Annotated in this window: 19 protein-coding genes and 1 riboswitch; of the genes, 18 read left to right on the top strand and 1 reads right to left on the bottom strand. The window is 51.0% G+C overall.

Annotated features, from left to right (window positions below):
- Positions 1-34 precede the first annotated feature (34 nt).
- Positions 35-1,102, bottom strand: coding sequence for a type II asparaginase (locus FZ040_RS09800; protein WP_149171809.1), 1,068 nt, complete (start codon positions 1,100-1,102; stop codon positions 35-37).
- A 246-nt stretch (positions 1,103-1,348) separates the two neighbouring features.
- On the opposite strand from FZ040_RS09800, the gene FZ040_RS09795 reads away from it, so the two are divergent.
- The 18 genes from FZ040_RS09795 (at position 1,349) to cobU (ending at position 18,447) form a co-directional block, all read left to right on the top strand.
- A complete protein-coding gene (locus tag FZ040_RS09795; RefSeq protein ID WP_149171808.1) occupies positions 1,349-1,945 on the top strand; it encodes a biotin transporter BioY in 597 nt (198 codons plus the stop codon).
- A gap of 2 nt (positions 1,946-1,947) precedes the next feature.
- A complete protein-coding gene (bioD, locus tag FZ040_RS09790) occupies positions 1,948-2,634 on the top strand; it encodes a dethiobiotin synthase (protein ID WP_149171807.1) in 687 nt (228 codons plus the stop codon).
- 10 nt (positions 2,635-2,644) lie between these two features.
- The gene (gene bioA, locus FZ040_RS09785) at positions 2,645-3,994 is read left to right on the top strand and encodes an adenosylmethionine--8-amino-7-oxononanoate transaminase (protein ID WP_149171806.1); all 1,350 of its coding nucleotides are present in this window, start codon (positions 2,645-2,647) and stop codon (positions 3,992-3,994) included.
- Positions 3,995-4,085: 91 nt separating this feature from the next.
- On the top strand, positions 4,086-4,664 hold the full coding sequence (cbiT, locus tag FZ040_RS09780; RefSeq protein WP_149171805.1) for a precorrin-6Y C5,15-methyltransferase (decarboxylating) subunit CbiT: 579 nt from the start codon (positions 4,086-4,088) through the stop codon (positions 4,662-4,664).
- Positions 4,665-4,728: 64 nt separating this feature from the next.
- Positions 4,729-4,921, top strand: a riboswitch (cobalamin riboswitch).
- A 146-nt stretch (positions 4,922-5,067) separates the two neighbouring features.
- Complete coding sequence (locus FZ040_RS09775) at positions 5,068-6,060, top strand: ABC transporter substrate-binding protein (RefSeq protein WP_149171804.1); 993 nt, start codon at positions 5,068-5,070, stop codon at positions 6,058-6,060.
- A gap of 26 nt (positions 6,061-6,086) precedes the next feature.
- Positions 6,087-7,982, top strand: a complete 1,896-nt coding sequence (locus FZ040_RS09770; protein WP_187620303.1) for a TonB-dependent receptor plug domain-containing protein — start codon at positions 6,087-6,089, stop codon at positions 7,980-7,982.
- Between the two features lie 11 nt (positions 7,983-7,993).
- The gene (locus tag FZ040_RS09765; RefSeq protein WP_149171802.1) at positions 7,994-8,830 is read left to right on the top strand and encodes an ABC transporter ATP-binding protein; all 837 of its coding nucleotides are present in this window, start codon (positions 7,994-7,996) and stop codon (positions 8,828-8,830) included.
- Complete coding sequence (locus FZ040_RS09760; protein ID WP_255448832.1) at positions 8,827-9,852, top strand: FecCD family ABC transporter permease; 1,026 nt, start codon at positions 8,827-8,829, stop codon at positions 9,850-9,852. Before FZ040_RS09765 ends, FZ040_RS09760 begins: the two co-directional genes overlap by 4 nt.
- A gap of 9 nt (positions 9,853-9,861) precedes the next feature.
- Positions 9,862-10,524 (top strand): MotA/TolQ/ExbB proton channel family protein, encoded by a 663-nt coding sequence (locus FZ040_RS09755; RefSeq protein WP_149171801.1) that lies wholly within the window; start codon positions 9,862-9,864, stop codon positions 10,522-10,524.
- Positions 10,511-10,918, top strand: a complete 408-nt coding sequence (locus FZ040_RS09750; RefSeq protein WP_149171800.1) for an ExbD/TolR family protein — start codon at positions 10,511-10,513, stop codon at positions 10,916-10,918. Before FZ040_RS09755 ends, FZ040_RS09750 begins: the two co-directional genes overlap by 14 nt.
- 1 nt (position 10,919) lies before the next feature.
- Complete coding sequence (locus FZ040_RS09745; protein WP_149171799.1) at positions 10,920-11,681, top strand: TonB family protein; 762 nt, start codon at positions 10,920-10,922, stop codon at positions 11,679-11,681.
- Positions 11,682-11,744: 63 nt separating this feature from the next.
- Positions 11,745-13,718 carry a TonB-dependent receptor plug domain-containing protein gene (locus tag FZ040_RS09740; protein ID WP_149171798.1) on the top strand — a complete coding sequence of 658 codons (1,974 nt, stop codon included), beginning with the start codon at positions 11,745-11,747 and terminating at the stop codon, positions 13,716-13,718.
- Between the two features lie 146 nt (positions 13,719-13,864).
- Positions 13,865-14,620: a precorrin-4 C(11)-methyltransferase gene (gene cobM / locus FZ040_RS09735; RefSeq protein WP_033170497.1), complete on the top strand. Its 756-nt coding sequence runs from the start codon at positions 13,865-13,867 to the stop codon at positions 14,618-14,620.
- Positions 14,617-15,723, top strand: coding sequence for a cobalt-precorrin 5A hydrolase (locus FZ040_RS09730; protein WP_149171797.1), 1,107 nt, complete (start codon positions 14,617-14,619; stop codon positions 15,721-15,723). The genes cobM and FZ040_RS09730 overlap by 4 nt, the downstream gene beginning before the upstream one ends.
- On the top strand, positions 15,711-16,466 hold the full coding sequence (cobJ, locus tag FZ040_RS09725) for a precorrin-3B C(17)-methyltransferase (protein WP_033170495.1): 756 nt from the start codon (positions 15,711-15,713) through the stop codon (positions 16,464-16,466). Before FZ040_RS09730 ends, cobJ begins: the two co-directional genes overlap by 13 nt.
- A complete protein-coding gene (gene cobK / locus FZ040_RS09720; RefSeq protein WP_149171796.1) occupies positions 16,463-17,263 on the top strand; it encodes a precorrin-6A reductase in 801 nt (266 codons plus the stop codon). Before cobJ ends, cobK begins: the two co-directional genes overlap by 4 nt.
- Positions 17,232-17,867, top strand: coding sequence for a precorrin-8X methylmutase (locus FZ040_RS09715; RefSeq protein WP_149171795.1), 636 nt, complete (start codon positions 17,232-17,234; stop codon positions 17,865-17,867). The genes cobK and FZ040_RS09715 overlap by 32 nt, the downstream gene beginning before the upstream one ends.
- A gap of 1 nt (position 17,868) precedes the next feature.
- The gene (gene cobU, locus FZ040_RS09710) at positions 17,869-18,447 is read left to right on the top strand and encodes a bifunctional adenosylcobinamide kinase/adenosylcobinamide-phosphate guanylyltransferase (protein WP_149171794.1); all 579 of its coding nucleotides are present in this window, start codon (positions 17,869-17,871) and stop codon (positions 18,445-18,447) included.
- Positions 18,448-18,457 lie beyond the last annotated feature (10 nt).

The raw sequence follows: 18,457 nt of genomic DNA, 5'->3' as shown, positions 1-18,457 counted from the left end.
GTCAATGGACCTTTTGTATTACCAAAATATATCATCAATATTTATGGAACATTTCCTGGATTGCCTTGGGGTCATGGGTTTTGGTCAAGGCAAGCTGAAGCAGGATGCGGCATTTCTGTGGATTGAGGGAATCGCCGTCAATGAAATGCTCATCGATATAGGACTGTTCGGCCGGAATGACAGAGCCCGAGACAAGGCGCGTGCTGCGAACGACGACAATGCCTGCGGCGCTGGCTTTGGCCAGCGCTTTTTCGGCATCTTTGTGAACGGAGCCGTTGCCCGTGCCGGCATAGACAATGCCTTTTACTCCTGCTTTGATGGCGGCGTCGACAAACAGTGCATCATCATTGGCCGTGCCATAGATGACCTTGACATACGGGAGTTTGTCGAGTTTTGACACGTCAAATTCTGACTTGACCGTATTGAGTCTCGTCGTCTGGCCGTAGAATTCGGGGACGCCATCGTTGACGACACCGAGGGAACCAAACAGCGGGGACTGGAAGGTGTTGACGGAAGTCGTATTCGTCTTGGTGACATTGCGGGCGGCATCAATCTGGTCGTTGAGGGCAACCAGCACACCGCGGCCAGCCGATTTTTTGTCGGCAGCAATGCGAACGGCATTCAAAAGATTCATCGGTCCATCGGCGCTGATGGCAGTTGCTGGACGCATAGCACCCGTGATGACGACGGGCTTACTGCTCTTGACCGTAAGGTTCAGGAAGTAAGCCGTTTCTTCCAGCGTATCGGTACCATGCGTGATGACGATGCCGTCAACTTTTTTGTCGCTAAGCAGTGCATTGCAGCGTTTGGCCAGTTTGAGCCAGATATCATCGGTCATGTCCTTGCTGTCGATGCTGCAAATCTGTTCTCCCGACAGGTCAGCATAATTTTTGGCTTCAGGAACGGCGTTTAGCAATGTGTCAATGCCGAGTGCACCGGCCTTATACCCGGTGGTCTTGGTGTCAGAGGCTGCACTTCCGGCAATCGTTCCCCCGGTTGCCAGCACCTTGACATCTGGTTTGTCAGCAGCACCTGCATAGCCCTGGCCGCTGACCATCATAGCGGCCAGCATCATAGCCACCAATGGACGTTTCATTTTCATACACAACACCCTTTCTAATGATAAGTATTTATTATGAACCTATAAATGATTTTATCCACGAACTACAAAAAACTATGAAATGTTACAAGAATACTACAAAACTATATTTTAAGACCAATAAAATCCGAAAAGATGTTAACATAATAAATAATTCAGTAAACCTAATATAAACAATATAGTTGACAATAAAATAGCAGAGTCGTATGCTAGTGGTTGTGAGTTTATTACGATTAGGAGATGTTGGTTATGAAAAAACTCAAACTGCGCGAATCGATCCTTTGTGCGTTGTTTATCGCCTTGATTACGGTAGGGACTTTTGTGCGCATTCCAGTGGGAACGGATGTATACACGCTGCAATTTTTGTTTACTTTGCTTGCTGGACTCATGCTCGGTGCGCGCCTGGGCGCCTTGGCGGTGGCTGCTTATATCGCGTTAGGTCTTATTGGAGTCCCGGTCTTTGCTTCGGGCGGCGGGCCTGCTTATGTATTGCAGCCTACGTTTGGTTATTTGCTGGGCTTTGTACTGCAGGCCTGGTTTTGCGGACGTTTTTCGCGCAAAGTGCAGGCGGTTTCCTTTCGCTCGCTGCTGGCGGTAAATTTTGGTGGGATGGTCATCGTTTATATCATAGGTATCAGTTGGTTTTATCTGTTTTCCAATTATGTAGTCAGTGCGCCGATTGCCTTGTGGGCGGCCATTTTTTACTGCGGGGTACTGCAGGCTGGGCCGGATTTTCTGCTCTGCATGGCAGCTGCCGGGCTGGCCTTGCGTTGCTATCATGAAGGCCTGTGGCTGCAGGCGGCCAATGATTTGCCTGAACGCCAGGCAGTGGCAAAGGAGGTTTGATTATGGGAAAAGCATTATTTATAACGGGAACAGGAACCGATATTGGCAAGACGTATGTAACGGGGCTTATCGTCAAAAAACTTCGTGATGCGGGGTTAAACGGCGGTTATTATAAGGCGGCTTTGTCGGGAGCAGTGACGGATGAACAGGGAAGGCTTCAGCCAGGGGATGCGCTTTATGTCAATGAGGTGGCAGGCATCGGGGAATCCATTCCCAATCTTGTTTCGTACATTTATCCTGAGGCGGTTTCGCCACACTTGGCAGCCAAAATCAATCATGAGCCCATCGACTTTCTGCGGGTGGAAAAAGATTATCGCCGCGCCAAGGATAAATACGAGTATTTGACGATGGAAGGCAGCGGCGGAATCATCTGTCCGCTTCGCTGGGATGAAACGCAGCATGTCATTCTGGATGATTTGGTAAAGCAGTTGGATTTAGGCGTGCTGATTGTGGCTGATGCGGGACTGGGGACGATTAACAGTGCTGTACTGACGATTGAACACTTGCAGGCGCGGGACATTCCCATCCGCGGAATAATCTTTAACAACTATATTCCCCATGACCTGATGCAGGATGACAACGCCAGGATGATTGAAGCCATGACTGGAGTTAAGGTTTTGGCCTATGTAAAAAAAGGCGACAGGGAACTTGATATGGACGTTGCTGTGCTCAAAGGACTTTACGAATAAGAGGGATAACATGCAGAAGACATTCGAAGAACGCGATTTGGATTTGATTTGGCATCCGTGCTCACAGATGAAGGATTATGAAACCTTGCCGCCGATGGTTATTGACCATGGCGAGGGCGTCTGGCTTTATGATATTTACGGCAAAAAATATTTGGACATCGTCAGCTCCTGGTGGGCAAATCTTTTGGGGCATTGCAATAAAGAAATCAATGCGGGAATAAAAGATCAGCTCGACAAGCTGGAGCACGTTATCTTTGCCAATTTCAGTCACAAGCCGGCCATTGAATTGGCGGAGCAGTTAAACGAGATTACACCGCCGAAAATCCGGAAATTCCATTTTAATGACAATGGTTCGGCGGCGGTAGAATGTGCGCTGAAAATGGCGTTTCAATTCTATCAGCAGGGAGGTAAGCCCGAGAAAAAGCGCTTTATGTGCCTGACCGAAGGCTATCATGGGGAAACAATCGGCGCGCTTTCGGTGGGAAGTCTGGACCTTTATGCCAAGCTTTACCAGCCGATGATGATGGATAACATTCACATTGAAGCACCAGACTGTTATCGCTGTCCTTATGGCAAGACGCGGGATTGCTGTCAGTGCGAATGCTTTGAAAAGGCGGAGAAGGCCTTCGCCGCACATGGTCATGAGACGGCGGCCATGATTGCGGAGCCTTTGCTGCAGGGCAGTGCCGGCATGCGTATTTATCCGCCGCTTTACCTGAAGAAACTGCGCGCGCTATGTGATAAATACGATGTGAAGCTGATTCTTGATGAGATTGCTACGGGCTTTGGCCGCACGGGAACGATGTTTGCCTGTGAGCAGGCCGGTATCAGTCCGGATATCATGTGCATCTCCAAAGGGATTACGGGCGGGTACCTGCCGATGTCAGTGACCTGTGTCAGCGAAGAGATTTATGATGCCTTTTATGCGGATTACAGTGAAGGCCGGGCGTTTATGCACAGTCATACCTATGCAGGCAATCCCTTGGGGTGTGCGGCGGCGCTGGCCGTGCAGAAAATTTTCCGCGAGCAGCAGGTGCTGGAAACGGCAGGCGAAAATGCGAAGTGGCTTACGGCTGAGATGCAGAAAGCCTTTGGTCATCACAAAAATGTTGGAGAAATCCGTCATATCGGTTTGATTCACGCCATCGAACTCGTCCAGAATCCGGAAAGCAAAGAACCGTTTGCCGAGGCAAAGCGTATGGGCTATGCCATTTATAAAAAGGCGTTGCAGTATGGCTTAGTGCTGCGGCCGCTGGGGGATGTGCTCTACTTTAATCCGCCGCTTAACATTACGCGGGCAGAACTCACCTTGGCCATTGAAATGGCACAGCAGGCTATGGTGGATATACTGGGGAAATAAGGAGACATTTTGCCCAAGCATTGAGGTTTAAGGGGGAATCTGCTAAGATTAGCACAGAGTAATTTGTTGGGCAAGTAATGGAGGTCTTCGGATGAATTATTTGGGAATTGATGATGAAGCTTTTATCCGCAAGAATGTGCCGATGACGAAACAGGAGATTCGCATTTTGAGTTTGGCCAAGGCACGGATTAAACCAGATGCCATCGTTTACGATATCGGGGCTGGTACGGGCTCGCTGTCTGTAGAAGCGGCGCGGCTGGCTCCACAGGGAACTGTTTATGCGCTGGAGCGGAATCCGGAGGGAGTAGCTTTGATCCGGGCAAACGCCGCCAACTTTATGGTTTCGAATGTTGTGGTCAAGGAGGTTGAGGCGCCAGCTGGCATCGATGCGCTTCCCGCTGCCGATACGGTATTGATTGGCGGCAGTGGCAGCAGGCTTACGGAAATACTCGATGCGGTGACGCCGAAGCTCAAACCGGAGGGGCGTATTGTGCTCAACTTCATTACGGTGCAGACGCTGATGCAGGCAATCGATTACATGCGCGAGCATGCAGCCATTTACGAGTATGAAGCAATTCAGGTGCAGGTGAGCCGCCTGCAGCAGCTCGGCCCCTATGATATGGCCAAGGCTGAGAATCCGATTTATATAGTAACCTGCTGGAAAAAGTAATCGGAAACTATTTGACAATAAACAACGGTAATGCTACCATAGAAAACGTGAGTTGTCACGGAACAATCGAATAAGAAAGTCAGGTGTCGCAAGACTTAATAGGGAAGCCGGAGAGCAAGATGCCGGCGCGGTCCCGCCACTGTAACAGCGAGTGAATCTGCATAAGTTATGTCACTGGGAGATGGGTGCATCTTTTGGGAAGGCGCAGAGGAACGATGACCTGGAGCCAGGAGAACTGCCTGATTACAATCACCGTAGATCTACGAAGGATGGGGAGGGGATTGATGTCTGTCAACTGTTATCAGGTGACGGGCTGTTTTTGTGTGGAATATCAGACCCTTTCAGTATATGGAAGGGTCTTTTTGTGTGCGTGAAAAAGGGAGGAATGAGTTTGTCCGGGTCGATGATAAGGAAAATAGGAAAAGCAGTTTTGTTATGTATTCTCGTCGCGGCATTTTGCACAGGCTGCAAGGGAATGGAGCTGGGGGAAAGTGCTGGCGGGACTGCTTATACGGTTACCGATAAGCAGGGGACGGTGGTCAGGATGCCCGCCAAGCCGCATCGCATACTGACCCTTTCGATGAGCACCGATGAAATTGTGCTGGGATTGGTAAAGCCTGACCACATGGTGGCGGTCAATCAGATGCTCGACGACCCGATAAGTTCGAATGTTGTGCCGCTTGCCCAGCAGGTGGAAACAAAAGTGCGAAATCCGTCGGTGGAAGAAATTGCGGCTCTGCAGCCGGATTTGGTTATCGTGCCGGATTGGGGCGACGTGACGCGCGTGCAGTCCTTGCGGGATTTGGGTCTCAACGTAGTCGTTTGCAAGGGGGCTAAAAATCTTGCTGAAGTTAAGGAAACGGTGCGCTTGATTGCCCAGGCGGTCGGTGAGCCGGAACGCGGGGAATCCTTGGTTGGGCAGATGGATGATAAGCTGGCCGAAATCCAAGCGAAAGTGGCGAAGATTCCCGAAGCAGAACGAAAATCCGTAGTCCTGATTTCTTTGATGAAATCGTATGGCGGAATTGGCTGTTCGTTTGATGATGCCTGTCAATATGCCGGTGTTAAGAATGGCATGGCGAAGTTGGACATTCATAATGGGCAGGCAATGACCAAAGAACAGTTGGTGGCCATCAATCCGGATTATTTGTTTTTGCCGACCTACACCAATCACGGCAAATACGATATTGATAAATTCCGGGCGGGCTATTTGCAAGACCCGGCCTTGAAATCGTTAAAAGCGATACGCGACAATGGACTGCGCGACCCTTATGAGGGGTATATATATAACTGCTCGCAGGATTTTGTCTTTGGGGTTCAGGAAATCGCCTATCAGGTTTATGGCGATGCGTTCAAACAAAGCAAAAATGAGCATTTGACAGCAGTAGATGAATGAGAAAGAGAAGCAGGGAGGATATAACTATGTCGACAAAAAAATTGCAGGAAACAATCGCATTAACGTTAACGCTGAGCACATTATGCTTCGGTACCGCTTTGGCGGCTGAGCAGGATAAATACACGGAAGATTTGGGTGAGGTCGTAGTTACAGCGGAGCGGATTCCGGCTGCGGCCAAGAATGTTCCGGCTGATGTAACCGTTATAACGGCGGAAGATATCAAGGACAACCATTATCGCTCGACTGCCGAAGCGCTGAGCCATATCAATGGAGTCGTTATGACGAATGGCGGTGATGGCTATGATGAAACCGTCTGCATTCAGGGCGAGGAGCGAGTAGTCGTTCTAGTAGATGGCGAGCGCATAAACGATGACCAGGGTTCCATGAGCCGGGCCACTGCAACCCTTTCCCGTGTTCCGCAGATTGATAATGTGGAACGCATTGAAATTGTAAAGGGTGGAAGTTCGGCTCTTTATGGCAGTGATGCCATCGGTGGTGTCGTAAATATCATCACCAAGACGCCAACGAAAAATAAAACAACCCTCGACATGAACACGGGCTCTTGGCATACCCATAATTATGTACTGTCGAATGAAGGCCGTGAAGGGAAGACCAGCTGGCAGCTGGTAGGTGGCCTTAACAAGCGCAGTTATTTCTCGTACAAGGGAACGGATGGGGATAGTCACCGTATGCCAAGCAGTGATTACAGCAACAACAACCTGTCGGTGAAAGTAAAACAGGAACTGACGCCGGCCCAGTCCTTGACGCTGCGCTTTAATCATCAGTTGATTAACGGAAATCAGTATTATTATCAAGATTATCCAGTTCCTGTTGGTTTTGTGGCATCGGGCAAGCAGCAGAATAACTTCAACGATGGTTCGCTTACCTGGAAGTTTAAGGAAGATACGAAGCTGCCAGGATTCCTGCGCTATTTTGACCACAATAAATCGGCTGATTTTAGTGGCAAATTCAGCACGCGCCTGCAGGGAATCGACTACCAGAATGGCTGGAAGCTCGATGCGAATAACAAGCTGGTGGCTGGTCTTGAATATCATCACAGCAACTCGTCGAATAAACCAAGCGGCTATGAAGACAAAAAAATCATCAACAAGGCCGCTTATGTGCAGGACACGATGCGCTTGAATCCCAAATGGTTCTTTGTGCCAGGCGTGCGGGTAGATAATCATACGAGCTTTGGCACCCATTGGACACCGAAGGCCGGTCTTACCTATCGGGCGGATAAAGCCACCAAGATGTTTGCTTCCTGGGGACGTGTTTATAAGGCCCCAACTGCGGATGATATGTTCTATGTCTCTTACGGTACCTGGGGGTCTTTTAAGGGGAATCCGAACCTCAAGGCCGAGACGGGGCATACGGAGAGTTTGGGAATTTCCCATGACTTCGATGCCAAGTCGACGCTGTCGGCCAGCTATTTCCACAGTGTCTTGAACGATGCGATTACTTGGTATCCTGTGGATGGTATGAACAACAATGAGATGACGAATGTTGACCACGAAAAACGGCAGGGGATTGAACTTTCGTGGCAGCAGAAACTGACGCCGGCATGGAGCTATGACATCGGGTATACCTATACGGATACCTCGGCTACGGATACTTCGGCAAAAAGTAGCTATTTGCGTCATAACAGCATGCCAAATGCTTACCGTCTCGGCCTTCACTATCAGCAGGGGGCTTGGAAGGCAAATCTCATGAGCCGCGTGGGAACGGGGCTTGATAAGGCAAGCTACGGCAATCGCCACTTTGCGGTCTGGGATTTCAACACGAGCTATGAAGCCAGCAAGCAGTTGACGGTTTATTTGAAAGCGTTGAATTTCACCAATCAGGCATATTCGGTTTACAGCAGTTACCGGTATCCGGCTGCAGGACGATTCTTCCAGTTGGGCATGACGTATCAGTTCTAAGGAAGAGGCTTATGGTTTTATCAATCCGTGATTTGCAGGCTGGTTACTCGGGAAAGACGATTTTACAGCAGGTTTCTTTTTCTGTGGAAAGAGGAGAACTGGTGAGCTTGGTGGGGCCAAATGGGGCAGGAAAAAGTACCTTATTGAAGACCATTCGCGGCTTGCTTCCGGCACTTCAGGGAAAAATTTTCCTTCAGGGAAAAGATATCACCAAGTTATCCGAGCGGGAATTTGCGCGGCGGGCTGGCTATTTGCAGCAACAAATGCAGGTGCCCTTTGCGTATACCGTGCGGCAAATTGTGCAGACGGGACGGTATCCCTATCTTCACTGGTGGCAGCAAGCCGGAAAGCAGGATGAAGAAATCGTTCGGGCGTGCCTTTCTTATACAGGGGCTTTGGATTTTTTGGACTGCCCCGTACAGGAGTTGTCCGGTGGCCAGCAGCAGCGGGTCTATTTGGCGAAGATATTGGCCCAGCAGACTCCGATCTTGTTGTTGGATGAACCGGCAACAGGCCTCGATCTCATCTATCAGGAGGAGATATTTCGTTTTTGCCGGGAGCTCTGTGCTGCTGGCAGGACGATTGTGATGGTTGTTCACGAACTGTCACTGGCTGCGCGCTTTAGCTCTAGGCTTTTACTGCTTTCGCAAGGGAAAGTCCTCGCCGATGGGAAGCCGGAGCAGGTACTTACGCCAGAACTTTTGACCAAAGCCTATGGAGCTCCGATTGCGGTGAAGGAAAATCCGCTTACCGGTCACATGGATATCTATACGACGGGGAGCAGGCGGCAGGACGAGCGTCAGGCAAGACTTTTGCAAGCGGTGCTCGGCAGGGAGGTGACAGAGTGAGACGGTATGGCATTATCGTGTTAGTTCTGGGAGTCTGCCTAGCTGTGGCAGGTATCCTTTCACTTAGCTGGGGGCAGATGAAGATTCCCTTCCTTCATGTGGTGGCAGGACTCGCACAGGGAATGGAGCTTCCGTTTTTGACGCAGGTACCTGTGCCAGCGGATGAGATGGCAGTTATCTGGCATATCCGGCTGCCGCGAACCATCGTTGGTCTCTTGACGGGAGCGGGGCTAGGGATTTCTGGTGCAGTGCTTCAGGGAATTTTTGCCAATCAGTTGGCAGATCCTGGAATCATTGGCGTGTCAAGCGGCGCCTCGGTGGGGGCTGTGCTGGCAATTGCCACAGGAGCGGCTGGAGTTACGATGTTTGCCCTGCCAGTGGGAGCACTCGTCGGCGCGCTGGCAGCGGTTGGCCTTACGGTGGCGATGGCCTGGCGGCATGGGAGGATTCCTGTGATGACATTGCTCTTGTCTGGTGTAGTGGTTGGGATGTTTTTGGCGGCTTTTTCGGCAGCGGTGTTAACGCTTCTTGACGTGAACAAGCTGCAGGAGTACCTCTTCTGGACTATTGGCGGACTTGATTACCGCCGTTGGGAACATGTGCTGCTGGGAATTGGCCCGATACTCGGCAGTGCTGTTGTTATGCTGCTGCTGGCGCGTCAGCTGAATGTGCTGGTACTCGGTGATAATGAGGCGCGGGCCGTGGGAATGGCAGTCAAAAGATACCGGCTGCTGTTGTTGGTATTGGCCTCACTGGCTACGGCGGCCAGCGTCTGCATAAGCGGCAATATCGGCTTTGTCGGTTTGGTGGTTCCACATATGATGCGGCTCATTATCGGTCCTGACCACCGGCGCTTGCTGCCGGCAAGTCTTTTGGCCGGGGCAGCGTTTTTGGTGCTTTGTGATGCGATAGGGCGTGTTATTGTGCCAGGCTGTGAAATACGCGTGGGAATTATGACCGCCTTTGTTGGCACACCCTATTTTTTGTATTTGCTCCGGCGATATCAACGGAGTCTGGATTAGGAGGATTTTATGGAAAGTATTATGGCAGGCCTGGCACTCTTTCAAAAAGGCGGTTTCATTATGTATGTGCTGCTTCTTTGCTCGCTTTTTGTAGTGGCAGTTGGCGTGGAACGCTTTCAGTATTTCCGCCGCGAAGATTCGGGCAGAATGTTTGCCAGCCGTTTTATGGAGCTTTCGGCACAGGCAGATTATGCAGGTGCTATGGAGCTTTCGGCAAAACAGCCAGGGGTGCTGAGCGATTTGCTTACGAAAGCCGCTGTCCGTTATGCGGCGGGAAATCATGATGTTGCTGCTTATCTGGAGATTCAGTCGGGAACGGCGCTTTCCCGCTTCCGCCAGCGGCTTTATTATCTTAGCGTCGTGGTCACGATGGCACCTCTTTTGGGATTGTTGGGAACCATCAGCGGCATGATTTCCGCGTTTAGTGTGTTTAATGGCGAATCGGCTCAGGCCGCCGCGATTACAGGCGGCGTAGGCGAAGCGCTGATTGCGACGGCGTTTGGTCTTTGCGTGGCGATTCTTTCGCTCATGATTCATGCGTATTTTTCCCAGCGGCTCGAAAATATCGTAACGGATATGGAGGCCTGCTTCTCGCTCGTCGAGACGAATCCTTCGGCGTTTGCAGAAGAAGTCCGTAAGGAAGAGGAAGGTGCTCAGCATGCGCTTGCGTGAACGTCATCATATCAAACAGCCGGACCTCATCATTATCCCGATGATTGACATTATGTTTTTCCTGTTGGTGTTCTTTATGATGAGCACGTTATATATGGTCAATATGAAGACCGTTGATGTGGATATGCCGGCGGCGCAGCATGCGGAAACGAAACTTCACGTAACCTATGTGGTGACGGTCCGCAAGGATGGTTCCCTCTGGCTCGAAGATAAGCCGATAAGTGAGGCAGAACTCCTGACGAAGGCACAGCAGTCCTATCAGCATGACCCGCAGTTTGCCGTTGTCGTTCGGGCGGATCAGGGGCTCGATTACGGAATGGTGATCGGTTTGCTCGATGAGTTCAAGGCGCTTGGGATTACGCATATCGGCTTGGCCGCAGATGGAGGAAAGTGATATGCGTGAGGAGGAACAGAAAGCAAAATGGCGGGCCTGGGGGATTTCTATCCTGCTGCATGTAGTTATTTTCCTGCTGGTGGCGGCGACTGGCTTTTTCTTGCTGGTAAGACCCACTGATAAAACGGTGCCGGAAGATACCGTTTGGCTTGAGCAGCCGATGGGAGCCGCAGGAAGTGGCGGCGGTCAGGCTCCAGCTGCGTCTGCCCCCGCGGCGATGGAAGTTGCGATGCCGCCAGCGGCTGACTTGCCGGCGATTACGGAAGATTACACGCGTCATCCGGAGAAAAAGAACGATTATCGCAAGCAACATCAGGTAGCAGAAGATGGAACAAAACATGAGAACCAAGAACCGGGAGCTTCGCCTCGGGGAAATTCTCAAACGAAAGGTTCTGGCGGTAATGGCGGTGGCAATTCCTCCGGGAGTGGTACGGGGAATGGCAATGGAGATGGAGCTGGTGCAGGTGCTGGCGGTGCGGGAAGCGGCAGTGGCGAAAGCAAGGCACCGGAACCAGCCAAGTGCCTGGCGAAAGCTTCGCCGGTGTACCCGGCCAGCCTGCGGTCGCAAAATGCTGAAGGCGTGGTGGCCCTGCTTATCTATGTGCAGGATGGTTTGGTCACCAATGTGGCGGTGACGGGTTCTTCAGGGTATGGGGCGATGGATCAGGCGGCTGTTGAGGCCGGTTATCGCTGCCAGTTTCGCGGCAGTGGTGTCTATCCAATCCGCTATCGGTTTCAAATGACGGATGGAGATGACTGGTAAGTAATTACCCGTTAGCTCTTGCGAATGGATTCTAAAATGGGAAAGCAAGTTTAGGAGGATTATATGAACAAGAAGACGAAACAGAAGTTAGCAGCAAGTGTGGCAGCAGGATTGACAGCTGCTATGTATTGGTCGGTTCCATCTGGCGCAGCAGCCGCTGGGCAAAATGTGACCGAAGACCTTGGGGAAGTGGTGGTAACGGCTACCCGTTCGCAGAAAAAAGATGTAGATGTTCCGGCCGCAACGGAAATCATCACTGCCGAAGAAATCAAAGACAGTGGTGTACAGACGGCTGGAGAGGCATTGTCGAAAGTTGATGGCATTGCCTATGGCGCTTTTGGCCCCAATGGGGCAGCGATGGGCACGATGGATAACTCCGTCAACATCCGCGGCATCGATAATGGCACGCTGGTTCTCGTCAATGGCAATCCGATTTCCTGGCGCGGCAAATATGACTTGTCAGCAATCCCCGCTGACAGCATCGAGCGCATCGAGGTCGTAAAGGGCTCTGGCTCGGTACTCTACGGAAGTGAAGCTATGGCTGGTGTGGTAAATATCATCACGAAAAAGGGCGCAGCCAATACGGTTACGGCTGGCATCGGCAGCTCGGGACAGCACCATTATGCCGCCAACGTCGGCGATGACCGTCTGGCGGTCAGTTACAATTTTAATGAGTGGCGTCACGGTGTAGATGTCAGCAAGACGGCAACGAAATTTGGCAGCACGCGCACGACGCTTACCGGTGTGAAAAAACAGAGTGCCGGGGTAAGTTATCAGCTCGATGAGCATCTGTCGCTTCTTTACAATTATCTGGAAACGGAGAGCAAGTTCAGCCGCTACGCCGAAGCGGTCAAGGCAGGCTCTACAATTGCTCAGGGAGACCTCTTCAACAATCGCAAGTATACGACCCAGCGTCATATCACCCAGCTCAATTATAAAGACAAAAAGGTTAAGGCTGGTGTGTATTTCAATACGGGTACGGTAGAGTCAAAAGGTGTGACGAACTTCCAAAATACTGCGAAGGGCGATAAGGAAACCGAGGCGCCACGTTATAATACGCGTGAGAAAAATATAACTTATGGTGCTGATGTGCAGCGCCGCTGGATTTTATCGCCGAAAACCAAATGGATTCTCGGCAGTTCGGTTCAGCGTGAGCAGTACGATAAATTGCTTACGTATACGACTAAGCCAGCGGCTCAGTATGCCCGCAATAATTTTGGCTTGTTCTCACAGCTTGAACAGGCTTTTGATGCCAGGAACACAGGGATTTTTGGCGTGCGGGAGACTTGGACCAACGGTGCCTGGATGGACAAGAATTATCATAACTTCAGTGCCTCGGGCCAGTGGCTCCACAAGATGGATAAAGCCAACAATCTGTATGTGAATGTTTCCCAGTCCTTTATCATGCCTACCTTTGCGCAGATGTATGGCTCATCCGAAAAGGCCATTCCAAACTATAATCTAAAGCCGCAGAAGGGAATCAATTATGAGCTCGGCTGGAAGCAGAACCACGGCGCCCATAAATGGAAAGCGGCTTTGTTCCACATGGACATCAAGGACAATATCAGTGCTTCCTGGAAGGATAAAAAGAATGAGTATGAATATACCAACGAAGACTTCCGCAACACTGGTCTGGAACTCAGCTGGGACATTAAGGACGCAAAGCCCCTTTCTTATCATTGGGGAATAACGGTTCAGAACCCGGAAAGCAAGAGCAGTAAGAAGGGCTATTGGGACCGCAAATACGGCCGCGTTCAGCTGACTTCGGGAATAACCTATAAGAAGGATAAATGGGTATCGAATCTCAAGGCCGCTTACCTGTGTAAACGCGTACAGGCACCATCGTCGGAGCATTCCTTTGATACGAAACCGTATTTGCTCACGACGTGGAATACGACTTATGCACCGGATAAGGCCAACGAACTCAGTCTGATGATTCGCAACGTGCTCAATCGTCAGGACATCATTTCGCATTCGTCATCCGCTTATTATGATGCACCAACCAGCTATATGTTTAATTACACCTATAAATTCTGATCTGATTTGAGAAAGCCCGGCAGGAAGATTTTCTGCTGGGCTTTCGTGCTTGTGCTATGGACTTATTGGACGGTCATTTGTATAATATATAGATGCGATGTATGGAAGAATAAAAACATTTGCAAAATAGATGGGAGGAACATCTCATGGTACATATAGTTGGTGCAGGACCTGGTGATCCTGAGCTCATTACCGTTAAAGGACAGCGGTATCTTTCTGAGGCCGATGTGGTCATTTATGCCGGTTCGCTGGTTAATCCAGCGCTGCTGGATTTCTGCCAAGAAGGAGCAGAAATTCATAACTCGGCGTCGATGACGCTGGATGAGGTCGTCTGTGTGATTGAAAAAGCTGAGCGGGAAGGTAAGACGACGGTTCGCCTGCATACTGGCGATCCATCCGTCTATGGAGCAATCCAGGAACAGATGGATGCCTTTGACAAGAAAAAAATCGCTTACGATATCGTTCCAGGCGTGAGCAGTTGTTTTGCGGCGGCAGCGGCACTCAAGCAGGAATATACTTTGCCGGGGATTTCCCAGACCGTCATCATCACGCGCAACGAGGGACGCACCCCGGTGCCGGAGGCAGAAAAACTTCGGAGTTTGGCGGCACATCAGTCGACAATGTGCATATACCTTTCGATTACAATGCTCGATAAGGTGGTAACGGAGTTATTGGCGGGCGGCTATACGCCGGATACGCCTATCGCCATCGTGCAACGGGCGTCGTGGCCGGAGCAGAAAATTGTCCGGGGAACTTTAGCAACTATTGTGGAGGAAATAAAAGACAAAAATATTGACCGTACCGCTATGATTGTAGTCAGCCGCTGCCTCGGTGCCGATTATGAGCTTTCGCGGCTCTATGCGCCGGAGTTTTCCCATATGTTCCGAGAGGCCAGCAAATGAGAACAGCTTGTTTTGCCTTAACGAAAAAGGCCTACGAATTAGCCAAAACGTTTCAGTTAAGTCTCGACAGCACGATGACCATTTATGTGTCGGAGAAGGTCCTGACGAAGGAACAGGAATCACTGGAGGGGACGCGCAGCTTTGTGAAACTCTCGCAGGTGGTGGCCGAAGCCTTCCCCATTTATGATGGTCTGGTATTCATTATGGCTACAGGAATCGTCGTGCGGACTATTGCTCCCTTGCTGGAAAGTAAGTTGAAGGACCCAGCGGTGGTGGTGTTTGATGAGCGCGGGCAGCATGGTATCAGCTTGTTGTCGGGGCATATTGGCGGCGCCAATGTGTTGACGCAGCTGCTCTGCCAGGCCGTGGGAGCGGCGCCGGTCATCACTACGGCAACGGATGTTAATAAGTGTCTGGCTCCGGATGCGTTGGCAGCGCGGCTGAGCTTGCGCCCATGGCCCAAGGTACGAATCGGAACGCTCAATTCGGCGGTGTTGGAGGGCCAAAAAGTTACTTGGCGTATTGATAAAACGCTGCCTCATAGCGTGTTCTATAAACGAATGCTGGAACAGTCCGGGCAGCCCGCTGAACTTTGCATTACCAGTCAGTTGATGAATATTCAGCCCGAAGATCAGCAGCTATATGCGGTTATTGTTTCGGAAGCCAATCTTCCGGAGCTTTCGGAGTTGCCAACTAATGTACTTTGTTTGTCGCCGCGCCGCTTGATTGCTGGTGTGGGCTGCCGCCGGGGAACACCGGCAGCAGTGGTCATGTCAGCGATTGACACGGCCTGCCGCATGATTGGTCGGGATCGGTCCTTTGTGGATGTCATCGCCAGTACGGCGGTAAAACGCCATGAGGCGGGAATCCTTTTTACCGCGGACAGCTTGGCGCGGCCCGTAAGATTTTATGAAAATGCGGAAATGGAACAGAACATTGCGAAATATCAGCTGGAGGAGTCGTCCTTTGTCAAAGAGACCATTGGTATTGGGAATGTCTGCGAGGCAGCAGCTTATTGCTGTGTGGGGGAACGTGGCGGACGGATGGCTCTTCGCAAAACCAAATTTGAGAAAGTGACGGTAGCTTTATTATGGGAAAAATAACAGTAATCGGTATCGGTCCGGGAAGTCTTGAGGATATGACCCCGCGGGCTAGAAAAGCGATTGAAGCGGCGGAAGTAGTCGCAGGCTATAATACCTATATTAACCTGGTGGAATCGCTGCTGGCGGGCAAGAAGGTTATCGGCACGGCGATGATGCAGGAAATTGACCGCTGCCGCATGGCTGTGGAGGAAGCCGTGGCAGGCCGGGATACCGTGGTAGTATCCAGTGGCGATGCCGGTGTCTATGGAATGGCCGGCCTCGTGTTGGAATTGATCCTTCAGCGTGAGGAAGCGCAGCGCCCAGAGTTCGGTGGCGTCATTGCCGGTGTTTCGGCGGTCAATGCGGCAGCTTCAGTTCTTGGCGCACCGTTGATGCATGATTTTGCGGTTATCAGTCTATCCAATCTGCTTACCCCTTGGGAGCTCATCCGTAAGCGTGTAGAGATGGCGGCTCAGGGCGATTTTGTTACCGCACTATACAATCCCAAGAGCAAGAAACGCGTGAAAAATATTGAAGAGGTCCGGGAAATCATGCTGAAGGTCCGTGACCCCAAAACGCCAGTGGGGATTGTTACGGCTGCCAGCCGCGATAAGGAGACAAAGGTAATCTCGACGCTCGAAGACTTTACCCAAGAGGACATCAATATGTTTTCGCTGGTGGTCATCGGTAATAGCCAGACCTATGTCAAAGATGGCTGGATGATTACCCCGCGCGGTTATCAGAATAAGGAGAACGGTTTATGATTTTTGTCGCTGCCGGTACGCAGGATGGCCGCGAATTGGCAAAATATCTGTTGGATAACGGTTATGATGTGACGGCGTCGGTGGTGAGCCACTATGGAGAGCAGCTGCTGGCCGACTGTCGTGGCCGCAACTTCATCATTAACGATAAGCCGCTGGATCAGCAGCAATTGGAGGAATATCTGCGAGTTCATGACATCCGTCTGTTTGTGGATGCGAGCCATCCCTATGCGGTGAATATGTCCCAAAATGGCTTGACGGCCTGCAAGAATTTGCAGCTTCCTTATATCCGTTATGAGAGGGATTTAACTTCAAGCAACTATGATCGATTATCCATTGTGCATGACTATGAATCGGCGGCAAAATTAGCTGCCAAGTTTGGGAAAAATATTTTTCTGACTACAGGCAGTCGCAATTTGGAAAAATTTACGACGTCGGAGTATCTGCGTGACTGTCATATAATTGCCAGGGTGCTGCCTACCGCGGAAGTCATGCGTTTGTGCGAAGGGCTTGGACTTACGCCGGGGCAGATTATCGGCATGCAGGGACCGTTTTCCAAAGAGCTCAATAAGGAATTATACCGGCGGTATAACGCCGATGTTGTCGTCACCAAAAACAGCGGTACGATTGGTGGTACCGATACGAAGTTTGCGGCGGCGGCCGAGCTGGATTTGCCAGTTATTGTCATTGATCGGCCGGTGATGAATTATGGAAATGTTGGCAGGACTTATGAGGAAATCCTGAAGTTTGTAGAGGAGCGATACGGACATGGAGTTTATCAAACAACCGATGGAAATTGAAACGCGCAGTATGGAAATCATCGCCCCTTATCTTGAGGGAATGAATCTTGATGAGAAGGCCGTGAAAGTTTACAGCCGCATTATTCATGCGGCTGGTGATGTGGAATATGCACCAATCATTCGCATTGGCGCAGGGGCAATTGATAAAGCCATGGGGGCTCTTCGGAGTGGTTCGGATATCTATACCGATGTTGAGATGGTCCGCACGGGCATCAACAAGCGCAAGCTGGCTTCGTTTGGCGGTGAGGTTCACTGCCTGATTGCCGATGATGAGGTGGTGGCGATGGCGAAAGCTGAGGGAATAACGCGTTCCATGGCTGCGATGCGCAAGTTTGGCAAAAAGCTCGAGGGAAGTATTGTTGCCATTGGCAATGCGCCGACAGCCTTGTTTGAAGTGCTTCGTCTCGTGCGGGAAGAAGGCATCCGTCCTGCCTGCATCGTTGGCATCCCGGTAGGTTTTGTCGGTGCCGCTGATTCTAAAAGGGAATTGGCCGAAAATGGTATCGTGCCCTACATTACGGTTGAGGGAACAAAGGGCGGCAGCCCGATTGCCGCGGCTGCTATCAATGCCATGATGTATCTGATTAACAACGACCGAGGCTGATATGGACGAGGAAAAAAAAGGCAAAATCGTTTTGGTGACGGGCGGCGCCCGCTCGGGAAAATCGACGTTTGCCGAAAAACTCGTGGCGGAGAGCGGCAAAAAAATCGCCTATATCGCCACATCCCAGATTTTTGATGAGGAGATGCGCTTTCGCGTGGCGCTGCATCGTAAGCGCCGTCCCGCGGACTGGCAGACGTATGAGGCGCCCTTTGACGCACAGCGTGCAATCGAGGCGGCAGCGCAGCAGCACGATGCCATTTTGTTTGACTGCATCACGATTTATCTTAGCAATATCCTGTGCCAGTTGGAGGAGCAGGAACTTGACAAGCCGGAGCAAATTTATCAGCTGACCCGTCAAAAAATCAGCCAGCTGATTACGGCTGCCGAAGAAGCCGCCGCACAGGGCGCAGTTGTCGTATTTGTCACGAACGAGGTGGGCGCAGGAATCGTTCCCGAAAATAAACTCAGCCGCCTCTATCGGGACATCAGCGGGCTGGCCAACCAGCAGCTGGCGAAGGCGGCAGCCGATGTTTATGCGGTTATCGCAGGAATACCGGTAAATATTAAAGCATTAGCTTAAGGAGGAATCC

The organism is Pseudoselenomonas ruminis (assembly GCF_008271295.1).
GTDB lineage: Bacteria > Bacillota > Negativicutes > Selenomonadales > Selenomonadaceae > Selenomonas_A > Selenomonas_A ruminis.
Note: the sequence above shows the minus strand (reverse complement) of the source record. Positions and strands in the feature narration are given on the sequence as shown.